Genomic DNA, 17,577 nt, shown 5'->3' with positions numbered 1-17,577 from the left:
GCGGGGGAGTGCCCACCGTGGGCTCCGCCTCCCGCAGTCGCGCCCTGTGCTCCGGGCGGTCTCCTTCTCGTGCCCCGCTCCGTCGGCATCTCCCCGGGTCGCGGGATCTCCCGGGGGTGTTGCTCTCGCGGTATTCCGAGATGCGCGTTACGTTCTGGGGACCGAACTCACTGATAGCGGAGGCAGAGATGAAGATCCATCACCTCGTCCACTCGTGCCTGCTCGTCGAGATCGCCGGGCGGAGGCTCCTGATCGACCCCGGCAGCTTCAGCGGAGATGCCGTCCGTGCCCTGGACCTGGAGATCCTGTCCGGGATCGATGCGGTCGCCATCACCCACCAGCATCCGGACCACCTCGACCGTGCCCTGCTCGGCCAAGTGCTCGCGGCGAGCCCTCAGGCCGTGGTGATCGCCGAGCCCGAGACCGCACAGCAGCTCGCCGAGGACTCTGAGGAGGCTCCCGGCGTGGGATCGGACCGGCTGCTCCCGCTGGCCGCCGGTTCGGCGCACGAGTTCGCCCCGGTCGACACCGACGACGCGCTGCGGATCACTGCTGCCGGAGGCCACCACGCGATCATCCACCCGGACATCCCCCGCGTGGGGAACATCGGCCTCGTGATCTCCGCGGGCGACGGGCCTCGACTCGGCGTCACCGGTGACTCCCTCCAGCCCCTTCAGGAGTTCCACGGAATCGACGCGCTCGCCTTCGCGGTCGTGGCTCCCTGGTCGAAGATGTCCGAGACCATCGACTTCCTGCGCGCCGTGCGTCCCCGCCTGGCCCTGCCCGTGCATGATGCCGTCGCGAGCGAGGTGGGCCGGCCGATCTACCTGCGCCAAGCCACGAACCTCGCCTCGGAGGGCACGGAGGTGCGTGATTGGCCGGCCGACGGGGTGGTCCGCCTCCGAGCGGAGCAGAGCGCCTGACATGGGCGACGCCGCGCAGGAGGATCGCGTCGCCCGGGCGCTCGGTGCAGTGCCCCGCGCACCGTTCCTGCCCCCGGCGCTGCGACGGCAGGCAGGCCTCGACGCCCCCGTCCCGATCGGTCACGGGCAGACGAACTCCCAACCCTTCACGGTCGCGACGATGCTCGGACTGCTCGACGTGCATCCCGGCCAACGCGTTCTGGACGTCGGTGCGGGCTCCGGATGGACCACGGCCCTGCTCGCGCATCTGGTCGGCGCCGAGGGCCGGGTCATCGGGGTCGAGCGCCACGAAGCACTCATCGGGCCCTCCCGCCGCGCTCTCACCGATGGGGGATTCGGCGAGGTCGCGGAGATCCGTCTTGCTCGTGCCGGGGTGCTCGGAGTTCCGCAGGAGGCCCCGTTCGACCGCATCCTGGTCTCCGCGGAGGCGCGGGCGCTGCCGCCTTCGCTGGTGGACCAACTGGCCGACGACGGGGTGATGGTGATCCCCGTCGGCTCCGAGATGCGCCGGGTCGAGCGACGAGGTGAGGACCTGATCGATACGGGGCACGGGGCATTCCGCTTCGTCCCCCTGGTCGAGGACTGAGCGCTGAGGACGGTGCGCCCGGAACGGGCTCCGGAGCGATCAGCGCGTCAGAACTGCTGGCCGGTGAGCCTCTCGTAGGCCTCGATGTACCGCGCTCGGGTCTGCTCGACGACCTCGGCAGGCAGCTCCGGGGGAGGGGTGTTGGATCCCTTGTGCCAGCCCGAGGCGGCCGAGGTCAGCCAGTCCCGCACGAACTGCTTGTCCAGGCTCGGCTGGGGGCGCCCTTCGACGTACGTCTGCGCGGACCAGAAGCGGCTCGAGTCGGGAGTGAGGACCTCGTCCCCGAGCATCAGGGTGCCGTCCACCCGCGAGCGACCGAACTCGAGCTTCGTGTCGGCCAGCAGGATCCCGCGCTCGCCGGCGATGGCGCGTGCTTTCTCGTACACCGCGAGGGTCAGCCGCTCGAGCTCCTCGGTGAGCTCCGGGCCCAGCAGATCACGGGCCTGCGCGACGGTGATGTTCTCGTCGTGCTCGCCGGCCTCGGCCTTGGTCGACGGCGTGAAGATCGCCGGATCCAGACGCGAGGCGTCGACCAGCCCGCCGGGCAGCACGTGCCCGCCGACGGAACCGCCGGCACGGTAGTCGGCCAGGCCCGAACCGGTGAGATACCCGCGGGCCACGCACTCCAGCGGCACCATGTCCAAGCCGCGGCAGCGCAGCGCTCGCCCGGCGACGGGGTCCGGGACGTCGGTCGCCGAGATCACGTGGTGCGGGACGACGTCGGCCAGCTGCTCGAACCAGAAGGTGCTGATCGCGGTGAGCACGCGTCCCTTGTCCGGGATGCCCGGCTGCAGGGAGTGGTCGTAGGCGCTGAGGCGATCGGTCGCGACCACGAGCACCTCGGTGGCGGCCGCCGGATCGGCGCCCGCGGGCACGTACAGCTCACGGACCTTGCCCGTCACGGCGTGGTCCCAGCCCGGCAGCTCCGGGGCATCCAGGAGCGGGGTGGAGGTGGTGGTGCTCATGCGGGGGACCCGTCGTCGGAGGTGTCGTCGGAAGAGGTGTTGTCAGAAGCTGCCGCCGCCTGCGTGGAGTGCTCCGCGGCTTTCCGGGCGATGTCTGTGCGGTGAGAGCTGCCCTCGAGGTGGATCGCCTCGGCCCCGGCGAGGGCGAGGGCGCGGGCGGTCTCGAGGTCGCCACCGGTGCCCACGACGGTGAGCACGCGGCCACCGGCGCTGATCAGGGTGCCGTCCGCGTCGCGGGCGGTGCCGGCATGGATGACCTGGGCGCCGAGCTGCTGTGCGGCGTCGACCCCGGTGATCTCGTCCCCGGTGCGGGCGGCGGCCGGATACCCGGCCGAGGCGATCACCACGGTCACCGCGGAACCCTCGTGCCAGGTGGGCTCGTCGGCCGCGCTGAGATTGCCGTGGGCGGCCTCGAGCAGAAGCGGACCCAGCGGGGAGGCGAGACGCTCGAGGACGACCTGCGTCTCGGGATCGCCGAAGCGGGCGTTGAACTCCACCACCCGCATACCGCGGGAGGTCAGGGCGAGGCCGCAGTACAGCACGCCCACGAAGGGGATCCCGCGGGCGGCGAGCTCATCGATGGTGGGCTGGGCGACCGTGCGCACGACCTCGTCGACCAGGCCTTCGGGTGCCCAGGGCAGCGGCGAATAGGCGCCCATGCCGCCCGTATTGGGCCCCTCGTCGTGGTCCAGGGCGCGCTTGAAGTCCTGCGCGGGCGCGAGCGGCACCACGCGGGACCCGTCGCTCACGCAGAACAGGGACACCTCGGGGCCGTCGAGGTACTCCTCCAGCACCACCGAACCTCCCGCGGTCAGGACGGCCTCGGCGTGGACGGTCGCGGCGTCGCGGTCGGGCGTCACCACGACCCCCTTGCCGGCGGCGAGACCATCGGCCTTCACGACGAACGGCACGTCGCCGAGCGGGTTCACCCGGTCCAGCCCAGCTGCCAACTGGTCGAGCGCGGTGACGGTCACGGAGGCGGCGGTCGGGACGCCTGCCGCGGCCATGATCTCCTTCGCCCACGACTTGGAGCCCTCGAGCGTCGCGGCGGCGGCCGAGGGCCCGAAGACCGTGAAACCGGCCCCCCGCAGCCGATCCGCGCTGCCCGCGACGAGCGGGGCCTCCGGGCCGATCACGACGAGGTCGGGGAGCAGTTCCCGGGCGAGCGCCACCTGAGCGTCGAGGTCTCCGACTCCGGCGTCGTGGCAGGTGGCGAGCTCCGCGATCCCGGGGTTGCCGGGGGCGGCGTGGAGCTCAGGGGCGGGGCGGTCGGCGGCGAGGCGGCGGATGATCGCGTGTTCGCGACCTCCGGTGCCTATGACGAGGATCTTCACGCGGTCAGCGTACCGATCACGCGCGAACCCCGGAGGAGTGCCCGCACTGCGGCATCACAGCGCGCGACAGGACGCCCATCAGGGATACGGGCAGTCCCACAGCCCCAGCGCCTCGAGCACTTCTGCGGCGCTGAGCAGCCCTCCCTGCGGCAGTGCCGAAGGCTCTGGAGGCTGAAGGAGCACGTGCCTCTCGAGCCGGTGTAGCTCTCTTTGTCGGAGCGCGTCCCTCAGCTGCGGGGCAGTCAGCTCCTCTTCGGCGGTGTTGAGAGTCCGGCCGTCGCGGAGGATCCGGCGCGCCGTGACCGGGCCGACGCCCCGGATCCCGGGCATGGCGTCCGCGCGATCGCCCACGAGCGCGACGTAGTCGCACCACTGCCTCGGATGGACTCCGTACCGAGCGATGACACTCTCCGGCGTGATCCAGCCCTCCGGTCGCCCGCGGGACGAATTCCATTGCGAGACCCCGTCCTCGAGCAGTTGATGGAAGTCCCTATCGCTGCTGACCACGAGTGCTTCATGGCCGGCCGCGCGACCTCGATCGACGAGCGTCGCGATGACGTCGTCGGCCTCGGCGTGCTCGTGCTCGATGTGGATCACGCCCCACACCTGGAGCGCTCTCGTGATCCAGGGCAGGTGTCGGAACGGATTATGGGGATCCCCCGCGGGTGCGAGCCGACGGAAGGACTTGTAGCGGGCGTCGATCCGGGCTCGTGGAACCGGAGCATCGGCGTCGAAGACGACCACTGCATGCGTGGGGCGATGAGGACTCTGCAGGAGCGCCTTCCTCGTCAGGGCAAGGAAGCCGAAGAGACCGGTGATGTCGTGACCAGCGCGAGAGACGATGCGCGACGGGAAGCCGTACTCCGCTCGGTAGAGCATCTGGGATCCGTCGATGTAAGCCGTTGTGGGGGATGTCAAGGCGCGCTCCGGTAGGGGTAGAGACCTACCCGGACGCGCCGAATCGCCCGACGCCGGGGTCCACCCGCCGCGCACAAAGGCGTGTGAGGTGGAAGAGGAACCCAGAATAGCGCGGACGACGATGCACAAGCTCGTTGTCGCGCATCCGGCAGGAGGTCCTCGGGCAGGAGTCGGCGCCGATACGATCTCCTCCATGCCTGCCGCGTTCCCGGACCCCTCTGCCTCGGCGACCTCGAAGGAACCCTCTGATCGTCCCGAACAGGATGGACCCGCCGAGGGATCCGTCTCCGAGCAACGGGATCGGACGGGTGGGCTGCCCAGCTCCACGAGATCAGGCGAGTCGAGTGAACCGACCACCCGCTTGCGGCTGGACCTCTCCTATGACGGTACCGATTTCCGGGGCTGGGCCACGCAGCCCGGCCACCGCACCGTGCAGGACGAGTTGGAGAAGGCCCTCGCCCAGGTCACGCGCATCCCGCTGCGCGTCGCCGTCGCCGGGCGCACGGACACCGGGGTGCACGCCCACGGTCAGGTGTGCCACGTCGACGTGCCGAACCGGATCCTCGCCACCCTGCCCGGTCGGTCCGACCGCCGCCCCGCTGATGCGCTGGTGACCCGCCTCGCCGGGGTGCTCCCGGCCGACGTCGTCGTCCACCTCGTGCGCGAGATCAGCGATGACTTCGACGCCCGCTTCGGTGCGCTGTGGCGCCGCTATCGCTATCGCATCTCCGACGGGCCCGCCGTGCACGACCCGCTGCGCCGCGATGTGCTGCGACACCGCCGCCACCTCGACGTCGACGCCATGGCGACCGCGAGTCAAGCTCTTCTGGGTGAGCACGACTTCCTCTCCTTCTGCCGTCCGCGAATGGGCGCGACCACCACCCGCACCCTGCGCGAGCTGACCTTCGAGCGTCCCGGTTCCGGGCAGGCCGACGCGGGCCTGGTCGTCGCGACCGTCGTCGCGGACGCGTTCTGCCATCACATGGTGCGCTCGCTGGTGGGCGCACTGATCTGGGTGGGAGAGGGCCGACGCGAGGCCGATTGGCCCGCAGAGGTGCTCTCCGCCCGCACCCGGGTGGCCGCGACGCGTGGCGGGGTCGGTTCCGCCCCGCTGTGCCCGCCGCAGGGATTGACCCTCGAGCACGTGGCATACCCGCCGGACGCGGAGCTGGCCGCGCGGGCCGCGCTGTCCCGGGCGCGCCGCGGCTGACGCGATGCCGGTGGGGCGCGATCGAACCGGCGCTGGAACCCGACCGGACGCCGCCCGACCGGGTGGACAGAGCCGGAGATCACACCCCGGACCGACGCTCTGCGCGTTGACGCTGCCTGCTCGGACGCACTATTGTGAGCGGTCGTTGTGCCTCGATGTGTGCCCGACTCCGCAGCCGCGTTTTCACGCCCGGCGCGAAAGGGCATCTCACACACATTCAGGGCCGCCGTCGCGTCGTGAGCGGAGCGGTCCGGGTGCAACGCACAGGGCCATGCTTTTACCCGAAGGAAGCGTGCCCACGGTCCATCGAACCGCGCCCGGTCAGCATCCCGCTGCCTGGGTGCCATGACGAGAGAAGAAGGCACGAGTGCGTACGTTCACCCCGAAGCCCGACGATGTCGAGCGCTCCTGGTACGTCATCGACGCAACGGATGTCGTCCTCGGCCGGCTCGCTTCCCAGGTTGCTCAGCTCCTCCGGGGAAAGCACAAGCCGGTCTTCGCACCCCATGTGGATGCAGGCGACTTCGTGGTCATCATCAATGCTGACAAGGTTGCATTGACCGGGAACAAGCGGGAGGCCAAGATGGCCTACCGTCACTCCGGTTACCCGGGCGGCCTCCGCGGCATCCCGTACTCCGAGCTGCTCGAGAAGAACCCCGAGCGCGCGGTGGAGAAGGCCGTTCGCGGCATGCTCCCCAAGAACAAGCTCGCTGAGCAGCAGATCAAGAAGGTCAAGATCTACGCGGGTGCCGAGCACCCGCATTCCGCTCAGCAGCCCACCCCCTTCACCATTGATCAGGTGGCGCAGTAAGCGGGGCTCCCGCCACTCCGCCCTGCCGCACGGACGAACCAAGGAGAACCGTGACTGAGACCACCCCTGAAACCCCTGACGCTGTCGAGGTCGAGACTGAAGAGTCCGCCCCGTCGAGCTTCACCACCGAGTCGACCGGCGAGGCCGCCGTCGGCGGCGGCCAGTCCGCGACCGCGCCGGGCTATGGCACCGGCCGTCGCAAGCAGGCCATCGCCCGCGTTCGTCTGACCCCTGGCTCCGGCCAGTGGATCATCAACGACCGCGCGATCGAGGATTACTTCCCGAACAAGCTGCACCAGCAGGAAGTCAACGACCCGTTCACGGTCCTCGACCTCCAGGGCCGCTTCGACGTCTGGGTCCGCCTCCACGGCGGCGGCCCGTCGGGACAGGCCGGCGCCGTGCGCCTCGGCGTGGCCCGCGCGCTGAACCTGATCGACGAGGAGCACAACCGTGCGATCCTCAAGAAGGCCGGCTTCCTCAAGCGCGACCCGCGCGTCATCGAGCGTAAGAAGGCTGGACTGAAGAAGGCCCGCAAGGCTCCTCAGTACTCCAAGCGCTGATCGCACAGATCATCGTCTGCAAGACCCCGGTACCGATGCGGTGCCGGGGTCTTGTGCGTCCAGCGGTGTCCGTGATCAGCGCCAGGCGCTCGTGATCTCCTGGAGGTGATCGGCCAGGGCGGCCTGCAGCAGCGGGCCGTAGCTGACTCGGCTCACGCCGAGCTCCGTGAGCTGGGGGAGTCCCAGGCCCTCCGGGATGGCCCCCGATACGGGATGAGCGGTGACGTTGAGCGGAGTGCGGACTGCGGCGAGCAGCGCCTTCAGCGTCTCCACGTCCGGCACCCCGACCGGGTACAGGGAGTCGGCCCCGGCGCCCTCGAGCAGGTTCAACCGCGTGATCGCCTCGGCCAGCCGGTCCGGAATCTGCTCCTCGGTCTTGAACACGTCGGTGCGCCCGTTGATCACCAGATGCACCCCCGCTTCGTCGGCCGCCCGGCGGATCCCGGCGATGTAGTCGGCGTGCTCCTGTGCACCGCGCAGCCGGCCCTCCGAATGCACCGTGTCCTCGACGTTGACGCCCACAGCCCCCGCCTCCAGCACGCGCTCCACGAGCTCTGCCGGAGCTGCGCCGTACCCTGATTCCACATCCGCAGAGACGGGGACCTCCACTGCCCGGGTGACAACGGCGATGCCGGCGAGGGCGTCGTCCAGACTCATGTCCTCGCCGTCGCCGGCGCCCACGGAGTTCGCGACCGGGTGGCTGCCGATCGTCAGCGCCTCGAATCCGGCGGCGACGGCCGCCTGAGCGGACCAGGCATCCCACACCGTGGGCAGCACCACGGGGGCGGGTCGGTGGTGCAGGGCCAGCAGGGTTTCGGCGCGTTCGCTCAGTAGTGTCATGGGCTCATCCCACACGGGCCGGCAGCGCGGGTCAAGGCCCGTTCACCCTGGGAAGACAGGCTGCTGGGCAGGCTAGGCTCCGGTGATGGCTCTACGCGCACCTCGCAGGTGGTGGACCGGTCCCTTCGACGTCGAGAACTTCGCCGGCACCGCAGTGAACAGGGTGCGTTCCGCCGTCGCTGAGCTCGCCGCCGCGCAGCGGCGCGATGTCGTCGTGGAGACCACCCCTGAGCTGATAGCCGCCTCCTTCGCCGCCTACGAGAACCAGCGCATCGATGGCCGGGCCCCCGCGGCCTGGGCCGAGCTGTCCGGCTTCTTCGCCGCACGGGACGGCTGGGTGCGCCTGCACGCCAACTACCCGCACCACGCCGCCGTGATCCGCGAGACGTTCGAGATCTCGGACCGACCTGGACTCGAACGCGCTCTTGCCCATCGGGACGCGGCCGACATCGAGGAGGCGATCACCGCCGCCGGCGGTATCGCCGTGGTCGTGCACACCTCCGCGCACTGGGAGTCGCATCCCCACGCGCTCGCCACGGCCGATGAGCCGTGGAGCGCGGTGCGCGATCGCGGCGGTCGTGCCGAGCTGAGCGGCCCAGGGTCCCGAAGGTCCCACGGCGGCCCGAACGCGCGCGGAACCGAGGCGATCGGCGGTCGCGCACGCCGGGAGGTGGACCTGCTGCGCGGCGTCCGGGTGCTCGATCTGACCCGTGTGATCGCCGGCCCCACCGGGTCGCAGCTGCTCGCCTGCCTGGGCGCCGACGTCCTGCGCATCGATTCGCCGCAGCGGCCGGAGCTCCTGGCGCAGCACCTCTCCACCGGCATGGGGAAACGGTCCGCAGAGATCGACCTCGAGCGTGACGCCGACCGGGCCCGTACCCTCGCCGCGGGAGCCGATGTGATCCTGGAGGGGTACCGCCCTGGCGCTCTGACGAGGTACGGGCTCGGGGCGGAGGAGCTCGAGGAGCTCGCCCCGCAGGCCATCATCGTCTCGCTCTCCGCGTGGGGCGAGAACGGGCCCTGGGGGAGCCGACCGGGGTTCGACTCCATCGTCCAGGCGGCCACCGGGATCGCCACCGCCTGCGGCACAGGTGAGCGCCCCGGCGCGCTCCCGGTGCAGGCCCTGGACCACGCGAGCGGCCACCTGCTGGCCGCGCACGTCCTCGAGGCCCTGGCCCGGTCCCGCGCGCACACGGTCCGCATCAGTCTTCTCGGTGCCGCTCGCGCCCTTCTGTCCGCGTCTGCTCCGCTGCAGGAGGACCCGGCAGCGCTCGAGATCCCGCGGGTGCGCGTCGACTCCTCCGCCGGGGCGCTCGACGTGGTGCCGCCCCCACTGCTGATCGACGGGACCACGATCGAACGTCCGGTCGCGGCGTACGGCGCCGCTGAGGCCAGGTGGCTGGGGTGACGCATGACGGTGCGGGCACAGCACCTGCCGCTGCCTGCTCAGGGATCGGGCCCTGCCGCGGGCTCAGGCCAGGAGCTCCCGGATGTCCTCGGCGGTGACCGCGGAGCGGAAGGCGTCGCCGCCGTCGGTGAAGGCGTCGAACAGCTCGGCCTTGCGCTGCTGCAGGGCGAGCACCTTCTCCTCGATCGTGTCCTCCGCGACCATTCGGTACACCATCACCTGGCGGTCCTGGCCGATCCGGTGGGCACGGTCCACGGCTTGCGCCTCCGCCGCCGGGTTCCACCAGGGATCCAGCAGGAACACGTAGTCGGCCTCGGTCAGGGTCAGCCCGAAGCCGCCCGCCTTCAGCGAGATGAGGAACACCGGAGCGTCGCCCTCGCGGAACCCCGCCACGGCGGCGTCACGGTCCCGAGTGGAACCATCCAGATGCGCATACTCGACGCCGCGGGCGCGCAGCTCGCCGGCGACCCGGTCGAGGTACGAGGTGAACTGGCTGAACAGCAGCACCCGGTGCCCGTCGCCGATGACTTCCTCGAGCCGGTCGAACAGCGCCTCCAGCTTCGAGCTCGGCACGTCGGCGTAGGCCTCCGCGTCCACCAGCTGCGGATCCAGTGCCATCATCCGCAGCAGCGTCAGGGAGCGGAAGACGATGAACCGCTGACGGTCCAGGTCGGTCTCGATGATGCCGAGGACCTTCTTGCGCTCGCGCTGCAGCACCGAGTCGTAGACCGCGCGATGCTCCTGACCGAGCGTCACGGTCAGGACCTGTTCGTGCTTCGCGGGCAGCTCCGTCGCGACGAGCTCCTTGGTGCGGCGCAGCAGGAACGGGCGTACCCGTCGCCGCAGCCGTTCCATGCGATCGGGGTGCTCGCCGGTCTCGATCGGCAGCGTGTACTGCTGCCGGAAACCGTTCGCCCCGCCGACCAGCCCGGGAGCGACGAGATCGAGGATCGACCACAGATCGTCCAGGGAGTTCTCCATCGGCGTGCCGGTGATCGCCAGGCGGAAGTCGGCGCGGACCCCCTTGGCAGCCCGATGCGTGCGGGAGCGGCGGTTCTTCACGAACTGCGCCTCGTCCAGCACGAAGCCGTGGAACCGCTGCGCGGCGAAGTCCTCCTCGTCGATGCGCAGCACGGTGTAACTGGTCACCACGATGTCGGCGCCGGCGATCACGGCGGACAGGTCCGAGCCGCGCGCCGCCGCTGTGCGGTCCAGTACGCGCACGTCCAGCGAGGGCGTGAAGCGCTCGGCCTCGCGCCGCCACACCGGCAGCACCGAGGATGGTGCGACGACCAGGAACGGGGGCTGTGACGCCCCATCGGCGCCGTCGCGGGCGTGGGCGATCAGGGCAAGGGTCTGGATGGTCTTGCCCAGGCCCATGTCGTCGGCGAGGACACCACCGAGTCCGTGGGCGAACAGGAAGGCAAGCCAGGAGAAGCCCTCGCGCTGATAGGGACGCAGCTCGGCGTCCAGGGCGGCGGGCAGCGGAGGCGACACCATCTCCTGCAGGTCCTGCACCCGGGCGACGGTGCGGTCCCACTCGGCGCTCGCGTCCGTCTCGTCGGCCATCTCCTCGAGGTCGTTCCACATGTCGACCTGGAAGCGGCTGATGCGCTGCTGCTCAGGCTCCCATTCCGCGAGCGCCTCGCCCTCGCGGATCAGCTCGCGCAGAGCGTCGAAGGCCGGATGATCGAGGGAGAAGTAGGTCTTGTCCGGCAGGAGCACCTTGCTGCGCCCCCGGGCGAGCGCGACGAAGAGGGTGGGGAAGGGGATCTCGCGACCCTCGATCGTGATCTGGAATCCGAGGTCGAACCAATCGTGCTTGCCCGGCGAGGCCTGCTGGGTGACGCGCACCTGCGGCGCGCCGTCGAGCTCGCGATACGCGTGCCGGGTGCCGACCACCTCGGTCTCCACATGGTCCATCGCCTCGAGCGCATCGAGCACGTGCTCGGAGAAGCGGGCGGTGTCGGGGCCGCTGAGCACGTCCGGGGACTGCGATCCCGCGGTCGACCACAGCGTCATGGCCGCCGCGATCACGTCGTCCTCGTGCGCCAGGTCCCGATGCGCGCCCTGACGCTGATCGATGGGAAGAATCCGGTCCGGATCGTGATATCGCCAGGACCAGCGCAGCGTGAGGCGATCCCCGGAGGCATAGGAGGCGGTCAGGAGGAGGGCCGGGCGGGGCGCGGCCGGAAGCTCGACACTGCCGTCGAGGCTGGTCACCGACGTCAGAGAACGCAGCTGCGGGTACGCGACCTCCAGGAACGCCTCGCGATCGGCGGCCGGGACCTGCAGGGGCCGCCGGCGCTGGAGGAGCGTGCGCAGAGCGCGAGGAACAGGGGAGCCGATGGGGGCGATGCGGGCCGCCAGAGCGTCCGGGCCGTGCGGCTCGACGTCCAGCACGCCGGCCGCGCCCAGCAGTCGGGCGCCGGGGGCGCGCTCTCCGTCGAGGTCGACTCGGGACTGCACCTGGAGGTCCTGCACCTCGTCGCCGCCGTGCAGGTCGAGCCCGACACTCGCCCCACCGAGCAGGGTGATCGAGGTCAGGCCGGTGCCCGGGAGGAACTCCACTCCCGCATCGCGCGCGTGGACGAGGGACTGCCACAGCAAGGGTGAGGTGACAGTGTTCAGCCACAGGTGGTCGATCGCGCCGCTGGAGTACGAGCGCTCCGCGGAGGCGGAGGCGAAGACCCGCGACAGTGCCTCCGCATGCACCGGGTCGTACTCGCGGCCGATGAGATGGACCTCGAAGCTGCGCCAGGACAGCTCGCCCTTGATCCAGGCGCCCTTGCGGCCTCGGGTCAGCGGTCGCAGACCCAGCCACAGATCGGACCCCGCCTCGAGATCGGCGGGAGTGGCGGGCTCGCGATGGCGACGCGACGCCCCGGCGCCCGAGGAGCCGGCCTCGAGGTCGAAGCGGATCGCCAAGGGACGCGGCGTCGCCGCGGGAGTGGATGTGCCGAGCAGGGGACGCAGCACGCTGCGCCATTCTGCGGGAGGATCGGACTCCTCCGCCCGGGCTCCCAGATCGTTCAGGCGATAGAGGATCGCGGCGACGTGCTCGCAGCTCCCGTCGGCGGGGCAGCTGCACTGCGAGCCGCGCGGGCGCCAGAGCCCACCAGGAGCCGCCGGCAGGAACCGGCGCGAGACCGAATCCTCCTCGTACTCGACCAGCATCGCCCGGGCCCGCTGCACGGAGCCGGCGTCGTCCATGACCGCTCCGGAGACGGTCGAGGTCTCGTGATCCCACCGGAGGTCCTCGACACGCCCTGCACGAGCCCGCGCGAGGCCTCGGCCCGCAGACCGGTCGCCGACGTGATGGCTGATGGCCGACGGCAGCAGCCGGGGGAGGAGAACAGGATCTGGCATAGCTACCAACGTAACGCCGACGGGCGACCGATGACGGGCCAAAGGGATGTCAGCGGGTAGTCTCACAGCGAATGTCCGGCCGGGCCCTGCGCACAGCGGGCCCCGCCGGGACGAAGAACCCCCATTCTCGTGAGGAGAATCCTGTGGCACGACTGTTCGGAACCGACGGAGTGCGCGGACGCGCGAACGGTGACATCACCGCCGAACTCGCGGTCGAGCTCTCGGTGGGCGCGGCTCATGTGCTGGGAACGCTGGGCGCTTTCGGCGGCACCAGGCCGCGCGCCATCGTCGCCCGCGACCCCCGCCCCTCGGGCGACTTCCTGTCCGCGGCGGTCTGCGCGGGCCTCGCCTCCGCCGGGGTCGACGTGCTCGACGCCGAGGTGCTTCCCACCCCGGGCCTGGCCCACCTGGTCCAGTCCACCAGCGCGGACCTCGGGGTGATGATCTCCGCCTCCCACAACCCCGCGGCCGACAACGGCATCAAATTCTTCGCCCGGGGCGGCACCAAGCTCCCCGACGAGGTCGAGGACGCCATCGAGGCCCGGCTCGGCGAGGAATGGGACCGCCCCGAGGGCACGGCCGTCGGCACCATCACTCGGTACGAGGGCGCCGTCGAGGCCTATGTCGAGCACCTCGTCGCCACTCTGGACCGGCCCCTGGAGGGCATCACCGTCGTCGCCGACTGCGCCAACGGCGCCGCCTGCGAGACCGGCCCGCTGGCCCTGCGCCGCGCGGGAGCGACCGTCCACGTCATCGGTGACCGCAGCGACGGCGGCCTCATCAACGACGGCGTCGGCTCCACCTATCTCGGTCCACTCCAAGCGGCGGTGCGTGCCCACGGTGCGGATATCGGCGTCGCCTTCGACGGGGACGCGGATCGCTGCCTCGCGGTGGATGCGAACGGCGACGTCATCGACGGTGACCAGATCATGGGCATCCTCGCCGTGGACCTCAAGGAGAAGGGCCGCCTGCACGACGACACCCTCGTGGTGACCGTCATGAGCAATCTCGGCCTCAAGCTCGCCATGCGGGAGCACGGCATCGTGCTCGGCCAGACCGGGGTCGGTGACCGCTACGTGCTCGAGGAGATGAACCTCGGTGGCTTCTCGATCGGCGGTGAGCAGTCCGGCCACGTCATCATCGCCGAGCACGCCACCACCGGTGACGGTGAGCTCACCGCCCTGCACCTGCTCCAGCGCATGGTCGAGACCGGCCGCACCGCACGCGAGCTGGCCGACGTCATGACGCGCCTCCCGCAGGCGCTCATCAACGTCAAGAACGTCGACAAGGCTCGCGCCACCATCGACCGCGGCGTGCTCGATGCCGTCGCCGAGGCGGAGCAGGAGCTCGGCGAGACCGGCCGGGTGCTGCTGCGTCCCTCAGGCACCGAGCCGCTCGTCCGCGTGATGGTCGAGGCGCCGTCCGACGAGCAGGCCACCTCGGTCGCCGATCGCCTGGCCGGCATCGTCCGCGAGCGCGTCGGCCTCTGAGCCCTGGGCCGGGCCCGCACTCCGGGCCCGGTCGCTGCTGGCGCCGGTCGGTGGCCGGCGGCGTCTCAGACCTTGCGCAGGAGCACGGAGTGCACGCGGTGCTGACCGTCCTTGCGCAGCACCAGGTCGGCGCGGCCACGGGTGGGCAGCACGTTCTCGGTGAGGTTGGGGCCGTTGATCGTGCGCCAGATCCGCAGGGCGGTCTGCTCGGCCTGCTCATCGGTGAGCTCCGCGTACCGGCGGAAGTATGACCGGGGATCGGAGAACGCGGTGCGTCGCAGCTGCAGGAACCGATCGACGTACCAGCGCTGCACGTCCTCGAGCCGAGCATCGACATACACGGAGTAGTCGAAGAAGTCGGAGACGGCCATGCCCAGGCGGCCATCGCGGCGGGGTCGGGCCGGCTGCAGCACATTGAGGCCCTCGACGATCAGCACGTCGGGCTGCTCGACCACCACGCGCTCGTCCTCGAGGATGTCGTAGGTCAGATGCGAGTACACCGGCGCCTCGACCCGGTCGTGACCGGACTTCACATCCGCGACGAAGCGCAGCAATCCGCGCCGGTCGTAGCTCTCCGGGAAACCCTTGCGCTGCATGATCCCGCGCGACTCGAGCTCGGCGTTGGGCAGCAGGAAGCCGTCGGTGGTCACGAGCTGCACGCGTGGGGTCTCGGGCCAGCGCGCCATGAGCTCGCGCAGGAGTCGGGCGGTGGTGGATTTGCCGACTGCCACGGATCCGGCGACGCCGATGATGTACGGGGTGCGCTGCTGGCGCTGGGCGAGGAAGTCCTCGCGGGCCCGGCGCAGGGTCTGCGCGGCGGCGACCTGGATGTTCAACAGGCGGGAGATCGGCCGATAGACGGCATCGACCTCGCGCAGATCGAGACGGTCACCGAGGCCGCGCAGACGGGTGACGTCCTCTTCGGAGAGCGGCAGGGGGGTCTGCTGGGACAAGCGTGCCCAGTCCTCCCGCGAGATCTCCTCGAACGGGGTGACAGTGCTCGACGTCGAAGCAGACTTCATGGGGTTGATTGTTCCAGCAGTTCGGGTGCCGCCGTGCAACGACCGCCGCGATGAGACCGGTACCGCACGCGGAGAGCTCCCGGCGGCTCGGGCCGGCGACCGGATGTCGATGGATAAGGGGTGCGTGCGTGAATGTGACTGCTCGTGCGCGCGTTCGACCAGGCCTGTGCACCGACCCCCTCTCGGGTGAGGAACGACTCGCGAGAATGTCGTTCACCTGCGGCTCGTCGTCGCCGCGATCGTTAGCGTGATCATCATGTGTGGAATCGTCGGATACGCAGGCCCTCAGGCCTCAGGCCCCTCTTCCCGTCCGGTGGACGTCGCCCTCCAGGGCCTCGCCCGCCTCGAGTACCGCGGCTATGACTCCGCGGGCGTCGCCGTGATCGACGGCGACTCGGTGAGCGTGACCAAACGCGCCGGCAAACTGGCGAATCTCCGTGAAGCCCTCGACGGAGACACCGAGACCACCGGGCGCGTCTCCATCGCCCACACCCGATGGGCCACCCACGGCGGCCCCACCGACGCCAACGCCCACCCCCACCTCGGCGGCCGCGACGGCGAGCTCGCCGTCGTCCACAACGGCATCATCGAGAACTTCGCGAACCTGCGCGCCGAGCTCGAGGGCCAGGGCTACTCCTTCACCTCCGAGACCGATTCCGAGGCCGCCGCCCACCTGGTCGCCCGTGAGATGGAGCAGACCGGGGACCTCACCGAGGCGATGCGCCGGGCCGCCGCCTCTCTCGACGGAGCCTTCACCCTGCTGGCCGTGCACCGCGACGCCCCGGACACCGTGGTCGCCGCCCGTCGCAACTCCCCGCTGGTCGTGGGTCTCGGCGAGGGCGAGAACTTCCTGGGCTCCGACGTCGCCGCTTTCGTGGACTCCACCAAGGAGGCCCTCGAGATCGGCCAGGACCAGGTCGTGACTGTCACCGCGGACGAGGTGCGGATCATCGACTTCGAGGGCCACGAGGTCACCGACGCCAAGCGCTACACCATCGAGTGGGACGCCGCGGCCGCGCAGAAGGGCGGCTACCCGTCCTTCATGGCCAAGGAGATCCACGAGCAGGCGAGCGCCGTGGCGGACACCCTGCTGGGCCGACTCGAGAACGGCTCCCTGAAGCTGGACGAGATGGACATCGACCCCGCTCTGCTGCGCAGCGTCGACAAGATCGTCGTGGTCGCCTGCGGCACCGCCGCCAATGCCGGCGCGGTGGCGAAGTACGCCATCGAGCACTGGTGCCGGATCCCCACCGAGGTCGAGCTCGCCCACGAGTTCCGCTACCGCGACCCGGTCGTGACCGAGAAGACCCTGGTGGTCGCGATCTCGCAGTCCGGCGAGACCATGGACACCCTGATGGCCGTGCGCCACGCCCGCGAGCAGGGGGCGAAGGTCATCGCGCTGTGCAACACCCGCGGCTCGACCATCCCGCGCGAGTCCGATGCCGCGCTGTACCTGCACGTCGGCCCCGAGATCGCCGTCGCCTCCACCAAGGCCTACCTGGGCCAGATCGCCGCCTGCTACCTGCTGGGCCTGTTCCTGGCGCAGGTGCGCGGCAACCTCTACCCCGACGAGATCGCCGCGCTGATGGGCGACCTCGAGCAGATCCCCGACCAGATCCAGCAGGTGCTGGACAACTCCGGACAGGTCGAGAAGCTCGCCCAGGACATGCAGGACGCCACCAGCGTGCTGTTCCTGGGCCGCCACGTCGGCTACCCGACCGCGATGGAGGGCGCGCTCAAGCTCAAGGAGATCGCCTACATCCACGCCGAGGGCTTCGCCGCCGGCGAGCTCAAGCACGGCCCGATCGCCCTGGTCGAGGAGGGGCAGCCGGTCTTCGTCATCGTGCCCTCGCCCAACGGGCGCCATTCGCTGCACTCCAAGGTGGTCTCGAACATCCAGGAGGTGCGCGCCCGCGGCGCCCGCACCCTGGTGATCGCCGAGGAGGGCGACGACGCCGTGCTTCCCTACGCCGATGAGGTGATCCGGGTGCCCGCCACCCGCACCCTGTTCGCGGCGCTGCTGACGGTGATCCCGCTGCAGATCTTCTCCTGCGAGCTCGCCACCGCCAAGGGCCTGGACGTGGATCAGCCGCGCAACCTCGCGAAGTCCGTCACGGTGGAATGAGAGTGTGACCTCGCCG

14 protein-coding genes are annotated in these 17,577 nt (G+C 70.6%); 8 read left to right on the top strand and 6 right to left on the bottom strand.

From position 1 onward, the window contains the following. Positions 1-188: 188 nt before the first annotated feature. Together INT51_RS01190 and INT51_RS01185 are read left to right on the top strand one after the other, a co-directional pair. A complete protein-coding gene (locus INT51_RS01190) occupies positions 189-923 on the top strand; it encodes an MBL fold metallo-hydrolase (protein ID WP_193103364.1) in 735 nt (244 codons plus the stop codon). A 1-nt stretch (position 924) separates the two neighbouring features. Beyond that, positions 925-1,509, top strand: a complete 585-nt coding sequence (locus INT51_RS01185; protein ID WP_193103363.1) for a protein-L-isoaspartate O-methyltransferase — start codon at positions 925-927, stop codon at positions 1,507-1,509. Between the two features lie 47 nt (positions 1,510-1,556). Here INT51_RS01185 and INT51_RS01180 read toward each other — a convergent pair whose 3' ends face one another. From INT51_RS01180 to INT51_RS01170, 3 genes are all read right to left on the bottom strand, one after another. After that, positions 1,557-2,474 (bottom strand): phosphoribosylaminoimidazolesuccinocarboxamide synthase, encoded by a 918-nt coding sequence (locus tag INT51_RS01180; RefSeq protein WP_193103362.1) that lies wholly within the window; start codon positions 2,472-2,474, stop codon positions 1,557-1,559. After that, on the bottom strand, positions 2,471-3,808 hold the full coding sequence (purD, locus tag INT51_RS01175) for a phosphoribosylamine--glycine ligase (protein WP_193103361.1): 1,338 nt from the start codon (positions 3,806-3,808) through the stop codon (positions 2,471-2,473). Before purD ends, INT51_RS01180 begins: the two co-directional genes overlap by 4 nt. 78 nt (positions 3,809-3,886) lie before the next feature. Continuing rightward, positions 3,887-4,726: a 5'-3' exonuclease H3TH domain-containing protein gene (locus INT51_RS01170; RefSeq protein ID WP_193103360.1), complete on the bottom strand. Its 840-nt coding sequence runs from the start codon at positions 4,724-4,726 to the stop codon at positions 3,887-3,889. A gap of 193 nt (positions 4,727-4,919) precedes the next feature. Here INT51_RS01170 and truA point away from each other — a divergent pair, with 193 nt between their 5' ends. The 3 genes from truA to rpsI all read left to right on the top strand — a co-directional run bounded on the left by truA (position 4,920) and on the right by rpsI (position 7,307). Next, the gene (gene truA, locus INT51_RS01165) at positions 4,920-5,936 is read left to right on the top strand and encodes a tRNA pseudouridine(38-40) synthase TruA (protein ID WP_193103359.1); all 1,017 of its coding nucleotides are present in this window, start codon (positions 4,920-4,922) and stop codon (positions 5,934-5,936) included. 367 nt (positions 5,937-6,303) lie between these two features. After that, on the top strand, positions 6,304-6,747 hold the full coding sequence (rplM, locus tag INT51_RS01160) for a 50S ribosomal protein L13 (RefSeq protein ID WP_193103358.1): 444 nt from the start codon (positions 6,304-6,306) through the stop codon (positions 6,745-6,747). Positions 6,748-6,797: 50 nt separating this feature from the next. Beyond that, positions 6,798-7,307, top strand: coding sequence for a 30S ribosomal protein S9 (rpsI, locus tag INT51_RS01155; protein WP_193103357.1), 510 nt, complete (start codon positions 6,798-6,800; stop codon positions 7,305-7,307). Between the two features lie 75 nt (positions 7,308-7,382). Here the strand turns inward: rpsI and INT51_RS01150 are convergent, their stop codons facing one another. After that, a complete protein-coding gene (locus INT51_RS01150) occupies positions 7,383-8,147 on the bottom strand; it encodes an isocitrate lyase/phosphoenolpyruvate mutase family protein (RefSeq protein WP_193103356.1) in 765 nt (254 codons plus the stop codon). 85 nt (positions 8,148-8,232) lie between these two features. Here INT51_RS01150 and INT51_RS01145 point away from each other — a divergent pair, with 85 nt between their 5' ends. Beyond that, complete coding sequence (locus tag INT51_RS01145; RefSeq protein ID WP_193103355.1) at positions 8,233-9,555, top strand: CoA transferase; 1,323 nt, start codon at positions 8,233-8,235, stop codon at positions 9,553-9,555. Between the two features lie 63 nt (positions 9,556-9,618). Here the strand turns inward: INT51_RS01145 and INT51_RS01140 are convergent, their stop codons facing one another. Next, on the bottom strand, positions 9,619-12,924 hold the full coding sequence (locus tag INT51_RS01140; protein WP_193103354.1) for a DEAD/DEAH box helicase: 3,306 nt from the start codon (positions 12,922-12,924) through the stop codon (positions 9,619-9,621). 143 nt (positions 12,925-13,067) lie between these two features. On the opposite strand from INT51_RS01140, the gene glmM reads away from it, so the two are divergent. After that, complete coding sequence (gene glmM / locus INT51_RS01135; RefSeq protein ID WP_193103353.1) at positions 13,068-14,414, top strand: phosphoglucosamine mutase; 1,347 nt, start codon at positions 13,068-13,070, stop codon at positions 14,412-14,414. 65 nt (positions 14,415-14,479) lie between these two features. Here the strand turns inward: glmM and coaA are convergent, their stop codons facing one another. Further along, entirely contained in the window at positions 14,480-15,436 is a 957-nt protein-coding gene (coaA, locus tag INT51_RS01130; protein ID WP_193103352.1) for a type I pantothenate kinase, read from the bottom strand. Between the two features lie 256 nt (positions 15,437-15,692). Here coaA and glmS point away from each other — a divergent pair, with 256 nt between their 5' ends. Next, positions 15,693-17,561 (top strand): glutamine--fructose-6-phosphate transaminase (isomerizing), encoded by a 1,869-nt coding sequence (glmS, locus tag INT51_RS01125; RefSeq protein WP_193103351.1) that lies wholly within the window; start codon positions 15,693-15,695, stop codon positions 17,559-17,561. The last annotated feature ends 16 nt before the right edge of the window (positions 17,562-17,577 follow it).

Origin of the sequence: Brachybacterium sp. FME24, assembly GCF_014897705.1 — a bacterium.
GTDB lineage: Bacteria > Actinomycetota > Actinomycetes > Actinomycetales > Dermabacteraceae > Brachybacterium.
This window is presented reverse-complemented; position numbering and strand designations above follow the sequence as displayed.

What these genes read in the sequence shown, in the direction of transcription:
- INT51_RS01190 (WP_193103364.1), top strand. Translation starts at nt 189, where the DNA reads ATGAAGATCCATCACCTCGTCCACTCGTGCCTGCTCGTCGAGATCGCC.
- INT51_RS01185 (WP_193103363.1), top strand. Translation starts at nt 925, where the DNA reads ATGGGCGACGCCGCGCAGGAGGATCGCGTCGCCCGGGCGCTCGGTGCA.
- INT51_RS01180 (WP_193103362.1), bottom strand. Translation starts at nt 2,474, where the DNA reads ATGAGCACCACCACCTCCACCCCGCTCCTGGATGCCCCGGAGCTGCCG.
- truA (WP_193103359.1), top strand. Translation starts at nt 4,920, where the DNA reads ATGCCTGCCGCGTTCCCGGACCCCTCTGCCTCGGCGACCTCGAAGGAA.
- INT51_RS01150 (WP_193103356.1), bottom strand. Translation starts at nt 8,147, where the DNA reads ATGACACTACTGAGCGAACGCGCCGAAACCCTGCTGGCCCTGCACCAC.
- INT51_RS01145 (WP_193103355.1), top strand. Translation starts at nt 8,233, where the DNA reads ATGGCTCTACGCGCACCTCGCAGGTGGTGGACCGGTCCCTTCGACGTC.
- INT51_RS01140 (WP_193103354.1), bottom strand. Translation starts at nt 12,924, where the DNA reads ATGCCAGATCCTGTTCTCCTCCCCCGGCTGCTGCCGTCGGCCATCAGC.
- coaA (WP_193103352.1), bottom strand. Translation starts at nt 15,436, where the DNA reads ATGAAGTCTGCTTCGACGTCGAGCACTGTCACCCCGTTCGAGGAGATC.
- glmS (WP_193103351.1), top strand. Translation starts at nt 15,693, where the DNA reads ATGTGTGGAATCGTCGGATACGCAGGCCCTCAGGCCTCAGGCCCCTCT.